Source organism: Cellulosimicrobium cellulans, assembly GCF_001722485.1.
Classification (GTDB): Bacteria; Actinomycetota; Actinomycetes; order Actinomycetales; family Cellulomonadaceae; genus Cellulosimicrobium; species Cellulosimicrobium cellulans_A.
Genome location: NZ_LWGL01000081.1, coordinates 1 through 15,487, shown reverse-complemented (window position 1 = coordinate 15,487; position 15,487 = coordinate 1). Strand labels below are relative to the sequence as shown.

The 15,487-nt window shown below is 76.2% G+C and carries 21 protein-coding genes; 13 read left to right on the top strand and 8 right to left on the bottom strand.

The features are described 5' to 3' along the window. The 3 genes from JZ5iCDA_RS10390 to JZ5iCDA_RS10380 all read left to right on the top strand — a co-directional run. Positions 1–724, top strand: a 724-nt coding sequence (locus tag JZ5iCDA_RS10390) for a sensor histidine kinase (RefSeq protein ID WP_253182046.1), incomplete at its 5' end; no start/stop codon positions are given. Further along, a complete protein-coding gene (locus tag JZ5iCDA_RS10385; RefSeq protein WP_069387105.1) occupies positions 721–1,428 on the top strand; it encodes a response regulator in 708 nt (235 codons plus the stop codon). The genes JZ5iCDA_RS10390 and JZ5iCDA_RS10385, both read left to right, overlap by 4 nt. Next, complete coding sequence (locus tag JZ5iCDA_RS10380) at positions 1,425–1,916, top strand: LysM peptidoglycan-binding domain-containing protein (protein WP_069387104.1); 492 nt, start codon at positions 1,425–1,427, stop codon at positions 1,914–1,916. Before JZ5iCDA_RS10385 ends, JZ5iCDA_RS10380 begins: the two co-directional genes overlap by 4 nt. A 37-nt stretch (positions 1,917–1,953) precedes the next feature. Here the strand turns inward: JZ5iCDA_RS10380 and JZ5iCDA_RS10375 are convergent, their stop codons facing one another. From JZ5iCDA_RS10375 to JZ5iCDA_RS10360, 4 genes are all read right to left on the bottom strand, one after another. Next, on the bottom strand, positions 1,954–2,343 hold the full coding sequence (locus JZ5iCDA_RS10375; protein ID WP_069387103.1) for a VOC family protein: 390 nt from the start codon (positions 2,341–2,343) through the stop codon (positions 1,954–1,956). 197 nt (positions 2,344–2,540) lie between these two features. Continuing rightward, the gene (locus JZ5iCDA_RS10370) at positions 2,541–3,407 is read right to left on the bottom strand and encodes a helix-turn-helix domain-containing protein (protein ID WP_069387102.1); all 867 of its coding nucleotides are present in this window, start codon (positions 3,405–3,407) and stop codon (positions 2,541–2,543) included. Positions 3,408–3,511: 104 nt separating this feature from the next. Further along, positions 3,512–4,150, bottom strand: a complete 639-nt coding sequence (locus JZ5iCDA_RS19390; RefSeq protein WP_069387101.1) for an Atu4866 domain-containing protein — start codon at positions 4,148–4,150, stop codon at positions 3,512–3,514. Next, complete coding sequence (locus JZ5iCDA_RS10360; RefSeq protein WP_069387100.1) at positions 4,147–5,538, bottom strand: amidohydrolase family protein; 1,392 nt, start codon at positions 5,536–5,538, stop codon at positions 4,147–4,149. Before JZ5iCDA_RS10360 ends, JZ5iCDA_RS19390 begins: the two co-directional genes overlap by 4 nt. A gap of 157 nt (positions 5,539–5,695) precedes the next feature. Between JZ5iCDA_RS10360 and JZ5iCDA_RS10355 the strand changes: the two genes are divergently transcribed. Both JZ5iCDA_RS10355 and JZ5iCDA_RS10350 read left to right on the top strand, forming a co-directional pair. Next, on the top strand, positions 5,696–6,712 hold the full coding sequence (locus tag JZ5iCDA_RS10355; protein ID WP_069387099.1) for a 5'-3' exonuclease: 1,017 nt from the start codon (positions 5,696–5,698) through the stop codon (positions 6,710–6,712). Between the two features lie 86 nt (positions 6,713–6,798). Continuing rightward, entirely contained in the window at positions 6,799–8,202 is a 1,404-nt protein-coding gene (locus tag JZ5iCDA_RS10350; protein WP_069387098.1) for an FAD-binding oxidoreductase, read from the top strand. 7 nt (positions 8,203–8,209) lie between these two features. Here JZ5iCDA_RS10350 and JZ5iCDA_RS10345 read toward each other — a convergent pair whose 3' ends face one another. Both JZ5iCDA_RS10345 and JZ5iCDA_RS10340 read right to left on the bottom strand, forming a co-directional pair. Then, positions 8,210–9,160 carry a PfkB family carbohydrate kinase gene (locus JZ5iCDA_RS10345; RefSeq protein ID WP_069387107.1) on the bottom strand — a complete coding sequence of 317 codons (951 nt, stop codon included), beginning with the start codon at positions 9,158–9,160 and terminating at the stop codon, positions 8,210–8,212. 31 nt (positions 9,161–9,191) lie between these two features. Next, positions 9,192–9,533 carry a DUF3140 domain-containing protein gene (locus JZ5iCDA_RS10340; RefSeq protein WP_069387097.1) on the bottom strand — a complete coding sequence of 114 codons (342 nt, stop codon included), beginning with the start codon at positions 9,531–9,533 and terminating at the stop codon, positions 9,192–9,194. 292 nt (positions 9,534–9,825) lie between these two features. Here JZ5iCDA_RS10340 and JZ5iCDA_RS18860 point away from each other — a divergent pair, with 292 nt between their 5' ends. Beyond that, the gene (locus JZ5iCDA_RS18860; RefSeq protein ID WP_171905351.1) at positions 9,826–9,981 is read left to right on the top strand and encodes a hypothetical protein; all 156 of its coding nucleotides are present in this window, start codon (positions 9,826–9,828) and stop codon (positions 9,979–9,981) included. A 47-nt stretch (positions 9,982–10,028) separates the two neighbouring features. On the opposite strand, the gene JZ5iCDA_RS10330 is transcribed toward JZ5iCDA_RS18860, so the two are convergent. Then, the gene (locus tag JZ5iCDA_RS10330) at positions 10,029–10,553 is read right to left on the bottom strand and encodes a hypothetical protein (RefSeq protein WP_069387095.1); all 525 of its coding nucleotides are present in this window, start codon (positions 10,551–10,553) and stop codon (positions 10,029–10,031) included. Positions 10,554–10,598: 45 nt separating this feature from the next. Next, entirely contained in the window at positions 10,599–10,772 is a 174-nt protein-coding gene (locus tag JZ5iCDA_RS18855) for a hypothetical protein (protein ID WP_171905350.1), read from the bottom strand. 186 nt (positions 10,773–10,958) lie between these two features. On the opposite strand from JZ5iCDA_RS18855, the gene JZ5iCDA_RS10325 reads away from it, so the two are divergent. From JZ5iCDA_RS10325 to JZ5iCDA_RS18395, 7 genes are all read left to right on the top strand, one after another. Next, positions 10,959–12,137: an RDD family protein gene (locus JZ5iCDA_RS10325; protein WP_069387094.1), complete on the top strand. Its 1,179-nt coding sequence runs from the start codon at positions 10,959–10,961 to the stop codon at positions 12,135–12,137. A 179-nt stretch (positions 12,138–12,316) separates the two neighbouring features. Continuing rightward, positions 12,317–12,577: a hypothetical protein gene (locus tag JZ5iCDA_RS10320; protein WP_069387093.1), complete on the top strand. Its 261-nt coding sequence runs from the start codon at positions 12,317–12,319 to the stop codon at positions 12,575–12,577. Positions 12,578–12,628: 51 nt separating this feature from the next. Next, the gene (locus tag JZ5iCDA_RS10315) at positions 12,629–13,411 is read left to right on the top strand and encodes a deoxyribonuclease IV (protein ID WP_069387092.1); all 783 of its coding nucleotides are present in this window, start codon (positions 12,629–12,631) and stop codon (positions 13,409–13,411) included. A 5-nt stretch (positions 13,412–13,416) separates the two neighbouring features. Further along, positions 13,417–13,845 carry a VOC family protein gene (locus JZ5iCDA_RS10310; RefSeq protein WP_253182045.1) on the top strand — a complete coding sequence of 143 codons (429 nt, stop codon included), beginning with the start codon at positions 13,417–13,419 and terminating at the stop codon, positions 13,843–13,845. 103 nt (positions 13,846–13,948) lie between these two features. Continuing rightward, a complete protein-coding gene (locus JZ5iCDA_RS10305; RefSeq protein WP_069387091.1) occupies positions 13,949–14,623 on the top strand; it encodes a YceI family protein in 675 nt (224 codons plus the stop codon). Between the two features lie 5 nt (positions 14,624–14,628). After that, the gene (locus JZ5iCDA_RS10300; protein ID WP_069387090.1) at positions 14,629–15,171 is read left to right on the top strand and encodes a sigma-70 family RNA polymerase sigma factor; all 543 of its coding nucleotides are present in this window, start codon (positions 14,629–14,631) and stop codon (positions 15,169–15,171) included. Continuing rightward, on the top strand, positions 15,168–15,487 hold a 320-nt coding region (locus JZ5iCDA_RS18395), incomplete at its 3' end, for an anti-sigma factor family protein (protein WP_171905349.1). The genes JZ5iCDA_RS10300 and JZ5iCDA_RS18395, both read left to right, overlap by 4 nt.

Below are 15,487 nucleotides of genomic sequence, written 5' to 3'. Positions count from 1 at the left end.
CCTCGCCCTCGCCCAGGGCGCGCGCGAGCTCGAGGCCGCGCGCGACGCGACGACCCGCGCCCGCCTCGCCGAGCGGCGTGTCATCCGCCGCGAGCTGCACGACGGCGTGGGCCCCTGGCTCACGGGGCTGCGCCTGGGCCTGCAGGGCGCGCGGAACGTGCTCGAGACCGACCCCGCCGCGGCCGCGGCCATCCTCGACGCGCTCGGCGCCGAGGCGGAGCAGCGCGTCGAGGACGTGCGCGCCCTCTCGCGCAGCCTCCTGCCGCCGTCGCTCGACGAGCTCGGGCTCGAGGCCGCGCTCGGCGAGCTCGCGGGACGCCAGGCGGTGGCGGGCTTCGTCGTCGACGTGCGGTGCGACCCGTGCGCCGGTCTCGACGCGCGCGTCGCAGCCGCCGCGTACGCGATCGCGAGCGAGTCCGTCGTCAACGCCGCCCGGCACTCGGGCGCGGCGGAGTGCCGCCTGAGCGTGGAGGTGCTCGGCGACGCGCTCGTCGTCACGTGCGAGGACGCCGGGGTGGGCGTCGCGCCCGACGCGCGCACCGGCGTCGGCTCCCGGTCCGTGCACGAGCGCGCGGAGGAGCTGGGCGGACGCGTCGAGGTCACGGCCGTGCGGCCCGGCGCCGCACGACCGGGCACGCGCGTGCGCGCAGTCCTGCCGATCGTACCGGGCGGTGCCGCGTTCGCGCCGCGGGCCGCGACGTCTGCGGACGAGGTGGTCGCATGAGCGCAGCAGAGGAGGCGCGGACGGTCGACGTCGTCGTGGTGGACGACCACCCCCTCTTCCGGCTCGGTCTCGTCGCGCTGCTGGGCTCGCTCGACGGCGTGCGCGTCGTCGGGCAGGCCGCGTCCGCGGCGCAGGCGCGCGGGCTGCTCGGGCTCGACGGCTCCGCCGACCGTGCCGGCGCGGCGGAGGCGTCCGTTGCGCAGCCCGACGTCGTCCTCATGGACGTGGACCTCACCGACGGCTCGGGCGTCGACGTGACGCGCGACCTCGTCCGCGCGCGGCCGGGCGTGCGCGTGCTCGTCGTGACGATGCACGAGGACGCGGACGTCGTCGTCGCCGCGGTGCGCGCGGGCGCCCGCGGCTACCTCGTGAAGTCCGCGAGCCCGGCGGAAGTCGAGCGCGCCGTGCGCTCCGTCGCGGACGGCGCGATGATCCTCGCCCCGGCGGTCGCCGAGCGCGCCATGGCGTACGTCGTCGGCGGCCGGTCCGCCGCGCGGGTACCCTTCCCGCAGCTCACCGACCGCGAGCGCGAGGTGCTCGACCTGGTCGCCGCAGGGCTCGACAACACGGCGATCTCGCGGCGGCTCGCGCTCAGCCCGAAGACGGTGCGCAACCACGTGACGAACGTGCTGACGAAGCTGGCCGTGCGCGACCGCGCCGCCGCGATCGTCCGCGCACGCGAGGAGGGACTCGGAGGGGCATGAGGGGCTCGTACGGGATCGTGGCCGGTGCGGCCGTGGTGCTGCTCGCCGGCACCGCCTGCACGGGCGGTTCTCCCGACGTCCCCGACCCGCCGCCGACGGCGACCGCCACCGCGACCGTGCGGCTGACCGTGCCGGACGGCCCCGTCCGTGAGGTGCAGCGGCTCCCGGCGCCGGACAGGCTCGACGCCGACGCACCGCGCCTCGACCCGCCCGCCGCGGAAGGTCCGGGCGCCTCGGACGACGTCCGCGACCGGCTGCCCGAGTCCCCGCCCGTGGACAGCGGTGCTCGCGGCGGTGCGTCGGGGACCGTCGTGCTCCTCGACACGGACGGTGCGCCGACGACGTACTTCGTCGTCGAGGGCGACGACCTGTCGAGCATCGCGCTGCGGTTCTACCCCGAGGAGGAGCTCGGGTCCGCGCTCAACCGGCTGATCCCGCAGGCGAACGGACAGCCGCTCCAGCCGGGGCAGAAGATCTACCTGTGGTGAGGCGGCCGGCGTCTCGTGCGCCGAGCCGCCGGGGCCGTCACGCGCCGCCCGCCGTGCCGTCGTCCTCGATGACCGACAGCACGTTGCCCGCCGGGTCGGTGAACCACGCGATGAGCGGCCCGCCGCCGCGGAACACGAAGTCCTCGTCCGTCTCGACGGGCGTGCCCGCGTACCGCTCGAACTCCACCCCGCGCCCGCGCAGGTCGGCGACGGCGGCCGGCACGTCGGGCACGGGGAAGTTGAGGACCGTGAACGACGCCGGCTCGTGCGCCTCGCCCTTCGGGTACACGAGGACGCCGGTCGTGCCGGGCACGTCGAGCCACAGCATGTCGTCGCCGCGCACGGTCAGGCCGAGCACGTCGCCGTAGAACGTCCGGGCCGCGTCGACGTCCTCGACCGAGAACCCGCTGAACGCCTTGTCGAGCATGTCGCCTCCTGGGGTCGCGCGGGGCCGGTCCCCGCTCCTGAGGTCGACCGCGACGACGTCCCGTAGTCATCGGTCGGCCCCCCGCCCGCGTGGGTGGTGCGACCCGGCCGGCCCGGTTCCCCGGTGGCCGCCGGTTCCATCCCCTCGCACCCGGCGGCGACGAGCCCGACGTGCGGAGCGACGCCTGGACGGCACCCTCACCCGGACCGCTCGCGGCGGGCGGCCGGTGCGACGCGTCCCGCCGTCGCGGCGTCCGGGGCGTGCAGGGAGCCCAGCACCCGCAGCTTGTCGGCGCTGGGAGAGCCCGGCTCGGCCTGGTAGACGATCAGCTGGTGGCCGGGCGAGCCCTTGACGTCGAACGCGTGGTAGCCGAGGACGAGCTCGCCGACGTCGCGGTGGTGGAACGCCTTGGCGTCGTGCGTCTTGCCGCGCACGTCGTGCCTCGCCCACAGGTGTCGGAACGCGGCGCTGGCCGCGGACAGCTCGACCACCAGCCGGCGCACGGCGTCGGCGGAGTCCACGTGCCCCAGGGCCAGGCGCAGGTTCGCCACGCAGGACTCCGCCGCCCGGTCCCAGCGGGTGTAGAAGTCGGCGGCGACCGGGTCGAGGAACGTCATGCGCGCCAGGTTGTCGACGAGGTCGAAGCCGGAGTAGAGGGCACCGGCCAGGGCGTTGTGCGCCAGCACGTCGAGCTGGCGGTCGATGATCAGCGCGGGGGTGTGCGGCCACGCCTCGAGCAGCTCCAGCAGCGACTGCGGCGGAGCCGTCGCGACCGGTGCCAGGACGGCGGGGGCCAGACCGGCCAGGCGGAAGAGGTGGTCTCGCTGGTCGATGTCGAGGCACAGCGCACTGGCGATCGCGTCGAGCGCCGACGGCGACGGGTTGCGTTCGCGGCCCTGCTCCAGGCGCGCGTAGTAGTCCACGCTGACGCCGGCGAGCATCGCGACCTCCTCGCGCCGCAGTCCCGGCACGCGGCGGGCGCCGTGCCCGGGCAGCCCGACGTCGTCGGGCTGGACGCGGCCGCGGCGGGCCTTGAGGAACGGACCGAGATCGGAGGTGCTCACGTCCCGACCGTAGGCGCCGCGCGCCTCGGCAACCAGGACCTGGTGCTCCCTGGCAGGATCCGGGCGCAGCGCGCCGGGCGGGACCGGCCCGGCGCGCCGCGGGATCAGCGTCGGGTCATGACGAACCCGGCGTGGTGCAGCACGCCGTCCAGCAGCTGCCCGAACGCCCAGAAGCCGGAGTCGTCCAGGTACGTGATGCGGTCGGCGTGGACCCAGTAGCGGCCGGTGTAGGCGTCGGCGCGCCCGCCCCGGGTCTCGGAGTAGCGACCGTCGGGCCGCAGGTGCTGCAGCAGGTCCCGGCGAGGGTCGTGCCAGGTGCCCACCCACGTGTCCCGGACCGACGGGTCGGCGACGTCCTGCCCCGCAGGCCGGGTCGGCTCGCCGTCCCAGGCCTCGAGGTGCCCGTCGACCCACACCGCCAGCAGGTCCCGCGGGTCGACCACCAGCATGGCGCGCACCTGCGCCTCCGTGACCGGACGACGCACGACGGCGAAGGTGGCCGGGTTGCCGGGCACCAGGTCGTACCGGCCGCGCCCGGACCGCGGCAACCGTGCCACGGCGCTGTCGACCAGCAGCGGGACGGCGTACGCGCCCTCGGCGTCGACGGCCTCCGCCCCGGGGCCGGCCGGTCCCGCGGCCAGCCGCTGCCCGACGACGTACAGGTCGCCGGGCTCCAGGGTCCGGGGGGACGTCCTGACGTGCGCGCCGGTGACGACGAACGTGCCGCTGCCGGGCGGGGTCACCGGACGCCTCCGGTGGTGGCGAGGCGTCCGGTGATCCGGGAGACGGAGTCGTGCACCTGGGCGCGCAGGGCGTCGACGTCCACCCCGACGAGCTGACCCGCCCACTTGCGCACCTGGCCGGCCACCCACACCGAGGTGACGTTCGAGCGGTCGGCGCCCAGCACGAGGGTCCCGACGGCGTCGTGCAGCGGCATGGTGTTGACCGCCTCGGCGTCGACCACGATCAGGTCGGCCTGCTTGCCGGGGGTGACCGAGCCGACGCGGCCGTCGAGCCGGAGCGTGCGTGCCCCGGACAGGGTGGCGAAGTCGAGCACGTCGCGGGTCGTGATCCGGGTGGGCTCCTGGCCGGTGCCGTAGGTGGCGTTGACCGCACGCATGCGCTGGATCGTCAGCAGCGCGCGCATCTGGGTGAACATGTCGGACGCCAGCGCGACCTCCACGTCCACCGACAGCCCGGGTCGGATCCCGTGGGCGAGGGCCTCGTCGACCGGCGGGACGGCGTCCTCCAGCCCGATCTGGGCGTCGGAGGTGGGAGCCAGGGAGACGGTGACTCCGTGGTCGCGCATCGCCGCCCAGGCGTCCGCGGACAGCGCCGTGGAGTGGATGGACTCGAGGTGCGGGCCGAGCAGGCCCTGACTCTGCCAGTCGAGGACCGCTCGCGACGCGGCACGGCCGAACATCACGTCCAGGCTCACGCCGATGTCCAGGTCTGCCGCGACCCTGGCCAGCGCGGGGCCGTAGGCGAGGTGCTCGGCGATGTCTCCGGTGGCCAGCGCCGCCAGGCGGAGCGTGACCAGCCCGTCGTCGGTGGGGGCGTACGTCGAGCGCAGCCGGGCCAGGTCCGCGGGCCACTGGCCGTCCCGGTCGCCGAAGTGCGGGGCCATGGACGCGTGCACCCCGCGGATGCCTGCGTCGACCAGCGCCGTGATCGCAGCGTCCGAGTGGGCCGCGGTGCGCGAGTTGTGGGAGAAGTCGAGCATCGTGGTGATGCCGCCGTCCAGCGCGGTCAGCGCGGCCAGGCGCGTCCCGACGTACACGTCCTCGGCGGTGTAGGCCGGCGCGACGTGCACGAGCGTGGACTGCAGGTACCCGGCCAGGTCGTCGACGTCCGGGATGGTGCGCCGCATCTGCGCCTGCCAGGCGTGCCGGTGGGTGTCGACCATGCCCGGGGCGACGACGCTGCCGCTCACGTCGACGACGATCGCCCCGGAGTCCGGCAGGTGGCGGCCGACCTGAACGACCCGATCTCCGCGGAGCAGCACGTCACCGGCGTCGACGGTGCCCAGGGCGGGGTCCATGGTCACGACGGTCGCGCCACGCAGCAGGACGAACCGGTCGGGGTCGGCGGCGGAGGCGGTCAGCGCGTCCAGGGTGGGGTCGGTGCTCATCGGGCGTCCTTCCGGTGCATGGTGCGGCATGGCTCCACCCTCGAGGGGGCCGACGTGGTCGAGAAGGCCGGGGCGCACCCAGGGAGTGGCGCACCCTGGCGGGCTCGGGAACGGTCGCGCGCCGTACGGCGTCGGGGGCGTGCGGCAGGATGGCCGCATGACCGAGAGCACCGACGCGCCGGCAGCGGGCACCGACGGCACCGCGGGTACCGACCTCCTCCTGCTCGACACCGCGTCCCTGTACTTCCGCGCGTTCTTCGGCGTCCCCGACTCGATCAAGGCGCCCGACGGCACACCGGTCAACGCGGTGCGCGGGCTGCTCGACATGATCGCCACGCTCGTGACGGACCGCCGGCCCGACCGCCTCGTCGCGTGCTGGGACGACGACTGGCGGCCGGCGTTCCGCGTCGAGGCGATCCCGTCGTACAAGGCGCACCGCGTCGCGCGCGAGGAGCCCGGGACCACGGGCGTGGAGGAGGTCCCGGACAAGCTCACCCCTCAGGTGCCGGTCATCGTCGAGGTGCTCGCCGCGCTGGGGATCGCGCGCGTCGGCGCGCCGGGCTACGAGGCCGACGACGTCATCGGCACGCTGACGGCGCGCGAGGTCGCGCGGACCGCAGAGGGCGACGGCACGCCCGTCGGCCCGGCGGACCGCGCCCGGGTCGAGGTCGTCACCGGGGACCGGGACCTTTTCCAGCTCGTCGACGACGCGGCCGGCGTGCGCGTGCTCTACCCGTCCAAGGGCGTGAAGAACCTCGAGCTCGTCGACCAGGCGCGCCTCACCGAGCGGTACGGCGTGCGCAGCGGCGCCGGCTACGCGGACATGGCGGTGCTGCGCGGCGACCCGAGCGACGGCCTGCCGGGCGTCCCGGGCATCGGCGAGAAGACGGCCGTCGCGCTGCTCGACCGCTACGGCGACCTCGCGGGCGTCCTCGCCGCGCGCGACGACGGCGACGCCGGCCTCACCGCGACGCAGCGTCGGCGCCTCACCGAGGCGGCCGACTACCTCGCCGTCGCGCCCACCGTGGTGCAGGTCGCGCGCGACGCCCCCGTGGGCGACGTCGACGACGCGCTGCCGACGACGCCCGCCGACCCGGACGCCCTCGACGCGCTCACCGAGCGGTGGGGCCTGGGCTCGTCGGTCCGCCGGGTGCTGGACGCCCTCGCCCGCTGACCTGCGATGTCACACGGGACGGTGCTGGACCGTCCCTCCGGTGGGAGCGCCACCACAGGCGCCGGCACACACCGGAGGGATCGCGCATGTCCAGCACCGTCTCGTCGTCCGCGACGACCGCACCCCTGCCCGACGACGTCGCGCGGCTCCGCGCACGCGTCGCCGGCACCGTCGTCGCCCGGGACGAGGTCGTCGACGGCGGCCTCACACCGGGGGCGGCCGTCCCCGCGCACAGCACGCTCGTGCTCAACGACCCGCCGCTCGCCGTCCTCGCGACGAGCGAGCAGGACGTCGTCGAGGCCGTCCGCTTCGCGACCGCGCAGGACCTGACCGTCCGCCCGTACGCGACCGGTCACGGCGGCGCGACGCCGATCGTCGACGGTGTCGTCGTCGACACGGCCGCGCTCGCGGGCGTCGAGATCGACCCGGCCACGCGCATCGCCCGCATCGGTGCCGGCACCCGGTGGTCGGCGGTCGTCGAGGCGGCCGCCGCGCACGGCCTCGCGCCGATCGCGGGCTCGTCGGCGCACGTCGGCGTCGTCGGGTACCTGCTCGGCGGCGGCCTCGGCCCGCTCGCGCGCAGCCACGGCGTCTCGTCCGACCGCGTGCGCGGGTTCCGCGTCGTCCTCGCGGACGGCTCCGTCGTCGAGGCGACGGCCGAGTCGGAGCCGGACCTGTTCTGGGCGCTGCGCGGCGGCAAGGGCGGCCTCGGCATCGTCACGCGCGCCGACGTCGAGCTCGTCCCCCTGCAGACGCTGTACGGCGGGTCTCTGACCGTCGACACCCCGCACATCGCCGACGTGCTGCGCGCGTGGGCCCGCTGGACGGCGACCGCACCCGACGACGTCACGACGTCCGTCGTGGTGCTCACCCTGCCGGACCTGCCGTTCGTGCCCGAGCCGCTGCGGGGTCGCACCGTGCTCACGCTGCGCTTCGCGTACCCGGGCGACGCCGCCGAGGGCGAGCGCCTCGCCGCGCCGCTGCGGTCCGTCGCCCCGGCGCTCGTCGACACGATCGCCGAGATGCCCGCGGCAGCGATCGCCGCGATCCACGCCGATCCGGAGGACCCGGGGCCCTCGTGGGTCGCCGGCGCCGAGCTGCGCACCCTCGACGACGCGTTCGTCGACCGCTACCTCGCCGCGTACGGCCCGGGCGGCGACTCGCCGTTCCTCGGCGCCGAGATCCGTCACATCGGCGCGGCGACCGCCCGCGACGTGCCCGGCGGCTCCGCCGTCGGGGGGCGCACGGGCGGGTACATGCTGACGTTCGTCGGGATGAACCCGCCGCTCGTCCCGACCATGGTCGCGAGCTTCGCCGACTTCGCAGCCTGGTCGGCGCCGTGGGCCGCGAGCGAGACGAACGTCAACTTCCTGCCCGCGCCGTGGACGGAGGAGCGGCTCGCGCACGCGTGGTCGCCCGAGACGCTCGACCGGCTGCGCTCCGTGCGCGCCCAGTACGACCCGCTCGGACGGTTCCCCTTCGGCGCCTGACCCGCGGTCAGCCGGCGGCGGCACGCGCGCGCTCGGCGCGCTCACGGACGGCCGTCAGGTCGAACGACGGCCGTCCGCCGAGCGTGCCGACCGCGAGCACGGCGGCGGCGGACGCCCACCACGCCGTCTCCTCGGGCGTCCGGCCGTGCAGCAGGCCCGCCGCGAGCGCCGCGGTGAACGCGTCACCTGCGCCGGTCGGGTCCGTGACGGGCCCCTCCAGGAGCGGCATGACGACGTGCCCGCCGTCCCACACGACGACGTTCTCCTCCTGCCCCGCGGCCAGCGCGACGAGCACCGGACCGCGCGAGCGCAGCGCGTGAGCCGCCTCGACCGTCTCCTCGACGCCGGCGGGCTCGTGACCGACGAGCGCGGCCGTCTCCGCGGCGTCGGCCCGGAGCACGTGGGCGTGCGCGGCGAGCTCGTCGCGCACGTCGTCGTCCGGCGGGGCGCCGTCGGCCACGACGAGCGCGCCGGCACCCACCGCGGTCCGCAGCGCCTCGAGGACCGCGGTGCGGGGCTGCTGAAGCTGCAGGAGCACGGCGTCCGCGGTCGCGAGCCGTGCCGAGGACGCGCGGACGTCCGCGGCCGTGAGCAGCGTGCCGGGCGGCACGTCCTCGAGCAGGCGGCGCGTGCCGTCCGCCTCGACGACGTCGGTGAGCAGCGCCGTGGGGGAGCCGTCGCGCCGGACGACGTCGTCGACGTCGAGCCCGTCCGCGCGGGCCCGCGCCAGCACGTCGCGGCCCGCGTCGTCGTCGCCGACCACCCCGATCACCGCCGCGTCGAGGCCGAGCCGCAGGCACGCGAGCGCCTGGTTCGCCCCCTTGCCGCCGAGCAGCTCACGGCGCTGGCGCACCACCGCCGACGCGCCGCCCTCCGGCAGGGCGTCGACGGCGAGGACGAGGTCGCGCGCGACCTGCCCGAGCACGACGGCCCGCCACGCCCGGTCCGGGCCCGTCACGCGCACCCCGTCCGTGCGGGACGGGCCGTTGTCAGGCGTCCGGGTCCTTCAGCGGGTCGTGGCCGAGCGACATGAGGCGGTGCCGCCACTCCGTGTCGCCCGCCGTGGGCTCCTCCACCCCGCCGCGGATCTCCGTGATCTGGTCGACGACGCGCTGCATGACCTCCGCGTCCGCGGGCGTGAGGTCCGTGCGGCGCTTGCCGAGGATGTCCAGGACGCCGCGCGACAGGTCGCTGCCCGCCTGGTCCGGGAGGGCGTCGGAGCCCGGCCCCGACGCGTCGGTCGCGAGCCACTCGCGCAGCTCGCGGGAGGTCATGTTCACGACGTCGTGGAATTCCTGCCACAGGTCGCCACCCTCGTCGATGCTCGTCATACTCGCTCCTTCCCTGCTGAGACGGCCTCCACGACCGTAGGCAGATGCGCACGTGCAGGCACGTCGGGCGTCCCGGTGCGCCGGCTCGGGCGCGCCCGGCGCCCGTCGCTAGGGTCGGGGCGTGGACGCACGACGAGGCGCTCCGGACGGCCCGCCCCCGGTCCCTGCGGCGAGGCGGGTGGACGCTGACGCGTACCGGGAGGCACCGGGTGCGACGGACCCGCGTCCCGGCCTTCTCGGGACGTCGTGGAAGGCCCACGCGCTCCGGTGGACCGTGACGGGGAGCCTCGGCGTGGCGATCGCTCTCCTCCCCGAGCACCGGCCCGTGCTCGTCGCCCTGGCAGCCGTCGTCCTCGTCCTGCAGGTCGTCGGTGCCGTCCGCCACGACCGCGGGAGGCGTCGACGCCCGGAGACGTGCGGCAGCGCGACGCCGGCTCCGCGACGCTGAGCCGCGCAGCGTCGTCGTCGACGTCGCTCGGGCCGGGCAACGGGCCGTCAGGCCGACAGGTCGCCGCTGCGCGCGTCGGCGCGCTGCACCGCGAGCTGCCGCAGGGCGGCGGCGGCGTCGAGGGCGCTGCCCACCTCGCCGTCGCGCGCGGCGACGAAGCCGCACCACGCGAGCTGGCGCGCGAGGGCCTCCTCGTGCTCGGCGAGGGTCAGCGTCGTCGCGGTGCGCATGGCGCGCACGAGGGAGGCGAGGGCGAGGTCACGCAGGCCGAACAGGTCCGTCTGCGGGGAGTGCTCGAGGACGCCGGTGGTCCGGATGTCGATCGCCGTCCGCAGCGCCTCGCGCAGGCGGCGCTCGCCGGGCTTCGCGACCGGCCGGCGCAGCGCGCCCGGGCGCGTGCGGAGGCGGCGGTGGAAGTCCGCCAGCTCGTGCGGCGACAGGATCGGCGGCAGGACGGTGTCGACGCGTCGCGTGCTGCCGCCCTGGGGAAGGGCGGGGTGGCTGCGGCGGGTCAGGGTGGCGTAGCCCCACAGGGTGGGCAGGACGACCTGGTGGACGGATGTGCGGGTCACGGCACAACCTCCGTTCGTGAACACGGGCGGCGGCGACGCCGGGGATCAGGGGGCGCTGGCGGGGAGGACGACGCCCGGCGGCGGCGCGGGCGACGCGGCGTCGGTCTCCGTGGCCGTGTCGGTCCGGGGGGCCGACGACGTCCGGCCGCCCAGGTCGTCGCCGTGGCGACCGAGCGCGTCGGTGTCCCCGACCGCGCTCGCGGACCAGCTCAGGTGCATCTCGGTCTCCCGTCCGACCGCCGGCGGGACCGGCGGCTTCCGTCCTCGATCCCGCCGCTGCGCGACGGGTCAGCGCCCCCTATGCCGGGACCCTGGCGCACAGCCGTGCACCACGCCCGGCGGCACGACGCCGTCCGCCCTGGGTCGACGCGTGACCCTGACCGCGCCCTCTGCCAGGATCGGGCCGTGGCCATCGACGCCCCCACCGGCAGGGGACCGACGCACGGCGTCGGAGCCGGAGACCTCGAGCCGACGCTGCCGGGGCTCGGACCGGATCCCGCACAGCGGTCGTACGCGGGCTGGCTGCAGCGCGTGCTCGCCTACCTCCTCGACACCGCGATCGTCTCCTCCGTGGCGTTCCTCGCCCTCGGCCCGGTCGGCTCCCCTGCGATCCTGCCGGGCTTCGGCCCGGGCTCGACGTCGACGGCGACCGACAGCGGCTGGCTCGTCGCGACCGCCGTCGCCCTCACCGTGCTCCAGGCGTACACGGGCTCGACGCCGGGGAAGCGGACCGTCGGCATCGTCGTCGTCCGTGAGGAGACCGGCCGGCCCGCCGGGCTGGTCGTCACCGTGCTGCGGTGGCTCGCGCACGTGCTCGACAGCATCCTCCTCATCGGCTTCCTCCGGCCCTTGTGGCACCCGCAGCGCAAGACGTTCGCCGACTCGCTCCTGGGCACCGTCGTGATCTCCTCGGTGCGTCCCATCGATCCGCACCCGTGGGTCGCGGCGCTCCGGGGCCGCCGCGCCGACGCACCCCGAACAGGGGCCGACGCCGCTCGGCCGGCCCGTGCGCGCCTCACGTCGCGGCTCCTCACCGCCGGCGCGACGCTCCTGTGCGTCACCGCGGCGGCGTTCGCGCTGACGCCCGGGTACGTCACGTCGGACGACCTGTGGCACGAGGTCTGCACGCCCGTGCTGGAGCCCGGGGCGTCGACGGCGCCGCTGACGCTGGAGCAGGTCGACGTCCGGTCGTACTCGACGGAGCGGACGGAGACCCGCTGGGGCGTGACGCGCACGGCGTCCCCGCCCGAGGCGCCGGACCGCGACGGGCTCGAGGCGACCTACGCCGTCGTGCCCTCGGCGTCCGCCACCGCCGACGTGCCGGTCGACGCCGAGCTCGTCCTCGCCCTCAGCACGTGGAAGGGCGAGCCGCTGGGCGAGTGGACGTCGTCCGTCGTCGTGACGCCGCACCCCGACGGGGGCTCGACGCACGAGCTGGTCACCGCGGCGCCGGGGAGCGACGTCGGGACCGTCCACGTCCCGCAGGCGACGATCGACGGCCTCGACCCGGCGTGGCGCTGGGAGGCGTCGCTGCGCGTCGACGGCGCCACCGTGGCCTCGTGCGCAGGCCGCGACCGGGGCTGACGCGCCGCACCGCGCCGGCGGGAACGGCAACACACAGGTAACGCGAGCGACGACAAGGGGAAACGTCGCAGTCCGACGATGGTCGCGCGCCCGGCACCCGCCGGGCGCACCAGCCACCGTCGGACCGGCGCGCGTCGCCGGTCCGACGGCCCACCGGCCCGACCGCCCCGGAGGTCCCCGTGCCCGACCACCGCCCGCTCTTCTCCTCCCCCGGCGCCACGACCGCCCCGGCGACCGCGCCGTCGACCACCGTGCGTGAGCGCGCCCGCACCTCGCGGCCGGCCACCGTCGACCTCGGGCTCAACGTCGCCGGCGAGCCGCGTCGCCAGGCCAACGCCGGGGACGAGCTCACCGTCGACCCGACCGACCGTCGCCGGCGCGCCCGCGCGGCGCTGCTCGACCTGCGCCGTGACGTGCTGCGGAGGAACAACGGCTGGTGACCGCGCGGCCGGCGCGTTGCTGCGTGGGCACGTCCGCGTAGGTTGGGACCCATGCGGATCGGAGCCCACCTCGACCAGTCGGACGTCATCGCGCAGGCCCGCACCCTCGGGGCGGACGTCGCGCAGATCTTCCTGGGCGACCCCCAGTCCTGGAAGGGCCCGGAGTTCACGTACCCGGGCGGCGCCGAGGCGCTGAAGGCGGACGCCGCGGCGGCCGACCTCCAGCTCGTCGTGCACGCGCCGTACGTCATCAACGTCGCGTCGACGAACAACCGCATCCGCATCCCGAGCCGCAAGCTCCTGCAGCAGATGGCCGACGGCGCCGCGGCCGTGGGCGCCACGGGCCTCGTGGTCCACGGCGGCCACGTCACGGCGAAGGACGACCCGGCGAAGGGGTTCGACAACTGGCGCAAGGCGATCGACGCGCTCGAGACCGACATCACCGTGTACGTCGAGAACACCGCGGGCGGCGACTTCTCGATGGCGCGCCGGCTCGAGCGCATCGAGGGGCTGTGGGCCGCGATCCAGCAGGCCGACGGCGCGGACAGGGTCGGCTTCTGCCTCGACACGTGCCACGCGTGGGCGGGCGGCATCGACCTGACGACCGCCGTCGAGCAGGTCACGGCCATCACCGGCCGGCTCGACCTCGTGCACCTCAACAACAGCCGCGACGCCGCGGGCTCGGGAGCGGACCGCCACGCGAGCCTCACGGCCGGCACCATCGACCCCGAGCTGCTGCTCGGCGTCGTCAAGGCCGCGGGCACGTCGGTCGTCTGCGAGACGCACGCGGACGTCCCGGCCGACGTCGCGTGGCTGCGCGAGACGGTGGGCTGAGCCCGATGAACCAGCCGCACCCGCCCACGGGCCCCGCGATCCCGATGCCGCTGCGCAACGTGACGATCGACGCGCGCGACCCGCGCGCCCTCGCCGACTTCTACCGGCGCCTCACCGGCTGGCAGTACACGCCCGGCCACGAGACGCCCGGCCCGGACGGCGACGACTGGCTGACGCTCGAGTCCCCCGGCGACGGCCCCACGCGGCTCGCGTTCCAGCGCTCCGGCGCGACCGTGCCGCCCTGGCCCGGCGGCGCGCGCGTGCACGTCGACCTCTACGTGCCGGACCTCGACGCCGCGCACGAGCACGCGCTCGCGTGCGGGGCCACGGCGCTGACCGGCACGCCGGAGGAGGAGGGCCACCCCGGTGACCCGTTCCGCGTCTACGCCGACCCCGAGGGGCACCCGTTCTGCCTCTGCGCACCGCTGCTCTGAGCCAGGTGCGCCCCCGGGTGAACCGCAGGGCACCCCGCCCCGTCTACCGGGTGAGACGCGTCGCGCGCAGGGGTGCGGCGCACCACGACGGAGGGAGACGCACGTGCGCACGAGGACGACGGTCCTGCTGGGGGCCGGTGCCGCGGTGGTCGTGCTGGGAGGGGCCGCGGTCGTGTTCGGCCCGGGCCTGTACGCCGACTGGTCCGAGGACCGCGCGCAGGCCGCGCCGACGCTCGACGCCACCACCGGGTCCACGCTCGACGCCGCAGCGCTCGACGGGACGTGGGACGTGGGGCCGGGCTCGTTCGCGGGGTACCGCCTCGACGAGATCCTCAACGGCGAGGACGTGACGGTCACGGGCCGCACCGAGGACGTCACGGGATCCGTGACGCTCGCCGAGGGGTCGCTCACCGAGGCCGAGGTCGTCGTGGACATGACGACCGTCGCGACGGACGTCGCGAACCGCGACGCCTACTTCCGGGACACCGCCATCCAGGTGGCCGAGCACCCGACGGCGACGTTCGTGCTCACCGAGCCCGTCGAGGTGCCCGACGCCGCGGGCTCGGTCGAGCTCGCGGGCGACCTGACGATCCGGGGCGTGTCGCAGCCCGTCACCGTGGACGCCCAGATCGGCGCGACCGGCGACGACGTGCAGGTGGTCGGCGAGATCCCCATCACCTTCGCCGACTTCGGCGTCGAGGCGCCCAGCCTCGGGTTCGTCGAGGTCGAGGACACGGGCAGCGTCGAGTTCAGCCTCGCGCTGACGCAGGCCTCCTGAGCGCGGTGGTCGCCGACGACGGGACCGGGACGGCGGCAGGCCCTGCGGGTCCGGTCGCCGACGAGCTGCTGCGCGCCGTCCACGCCGCGCACGGCACGGCGCTGCACCGGTACGTCGCCCGGATGACCGACGACGCCCGCGCGCAGGACGTCGTGCAGGAGACGCTCCTGCGCGCGTGGAGCCACCCCGAGGTGCTGGAGCGTCCCGAGGGGTCGGTGCGTGCGTGGCTGTTCACGGTCGCGCGCAACCTCGTCGTCGACGACCTGCGGCGCGCGCACCACCGGCGCGAGGTCGCGAGCCCCCAGCTGCCCGAGCACGGCGAGGAGGACGCGTCGCAGGCCGTCCTCGACGCCTGGCTCGTCGCCGACGCGCTCGTCGGGCTCTCGCCGGAGCACCGCGCGGTCGTGGTCGGCGCGTACTACCGCGGTCGGTCGGTCGCCGAGCTGGCGTCCGAGCAGGGGGTGCCGCCCGGGACGGTCAAGTCCCGCATGCACTACGCGCTCCGCGCGCTGCGCCTGGCGCTGCAGGAGAAGGGAGTCACGCCATGACCGCCACCCCTCCCCCGGACCCGTACCGCGAGTGGGACGCGGCGTACGTGCTCGGGGCGCTCGGGCCGCAGGACCGCCGGGAGTTCGAGCGGCACCTGGCGACGTGCGCGGCGTGCCGGGACTCGGTCGCCGGGCTGGCCGGCATGCCGGGCATCCTCGGCATGCTCACGCCCGAGCACGCGACCGCGCTCGCCGGTCCCGGACCGCACGACGGCGCGAGCCCGGACCGGGCCGCGGGCGGTGCACCCGGCGACGAGGCCGACGTCGTCCCGCTCTCCGGCCTGGCCGCCGGGGCACGTCACCGCCGTGCCCGACG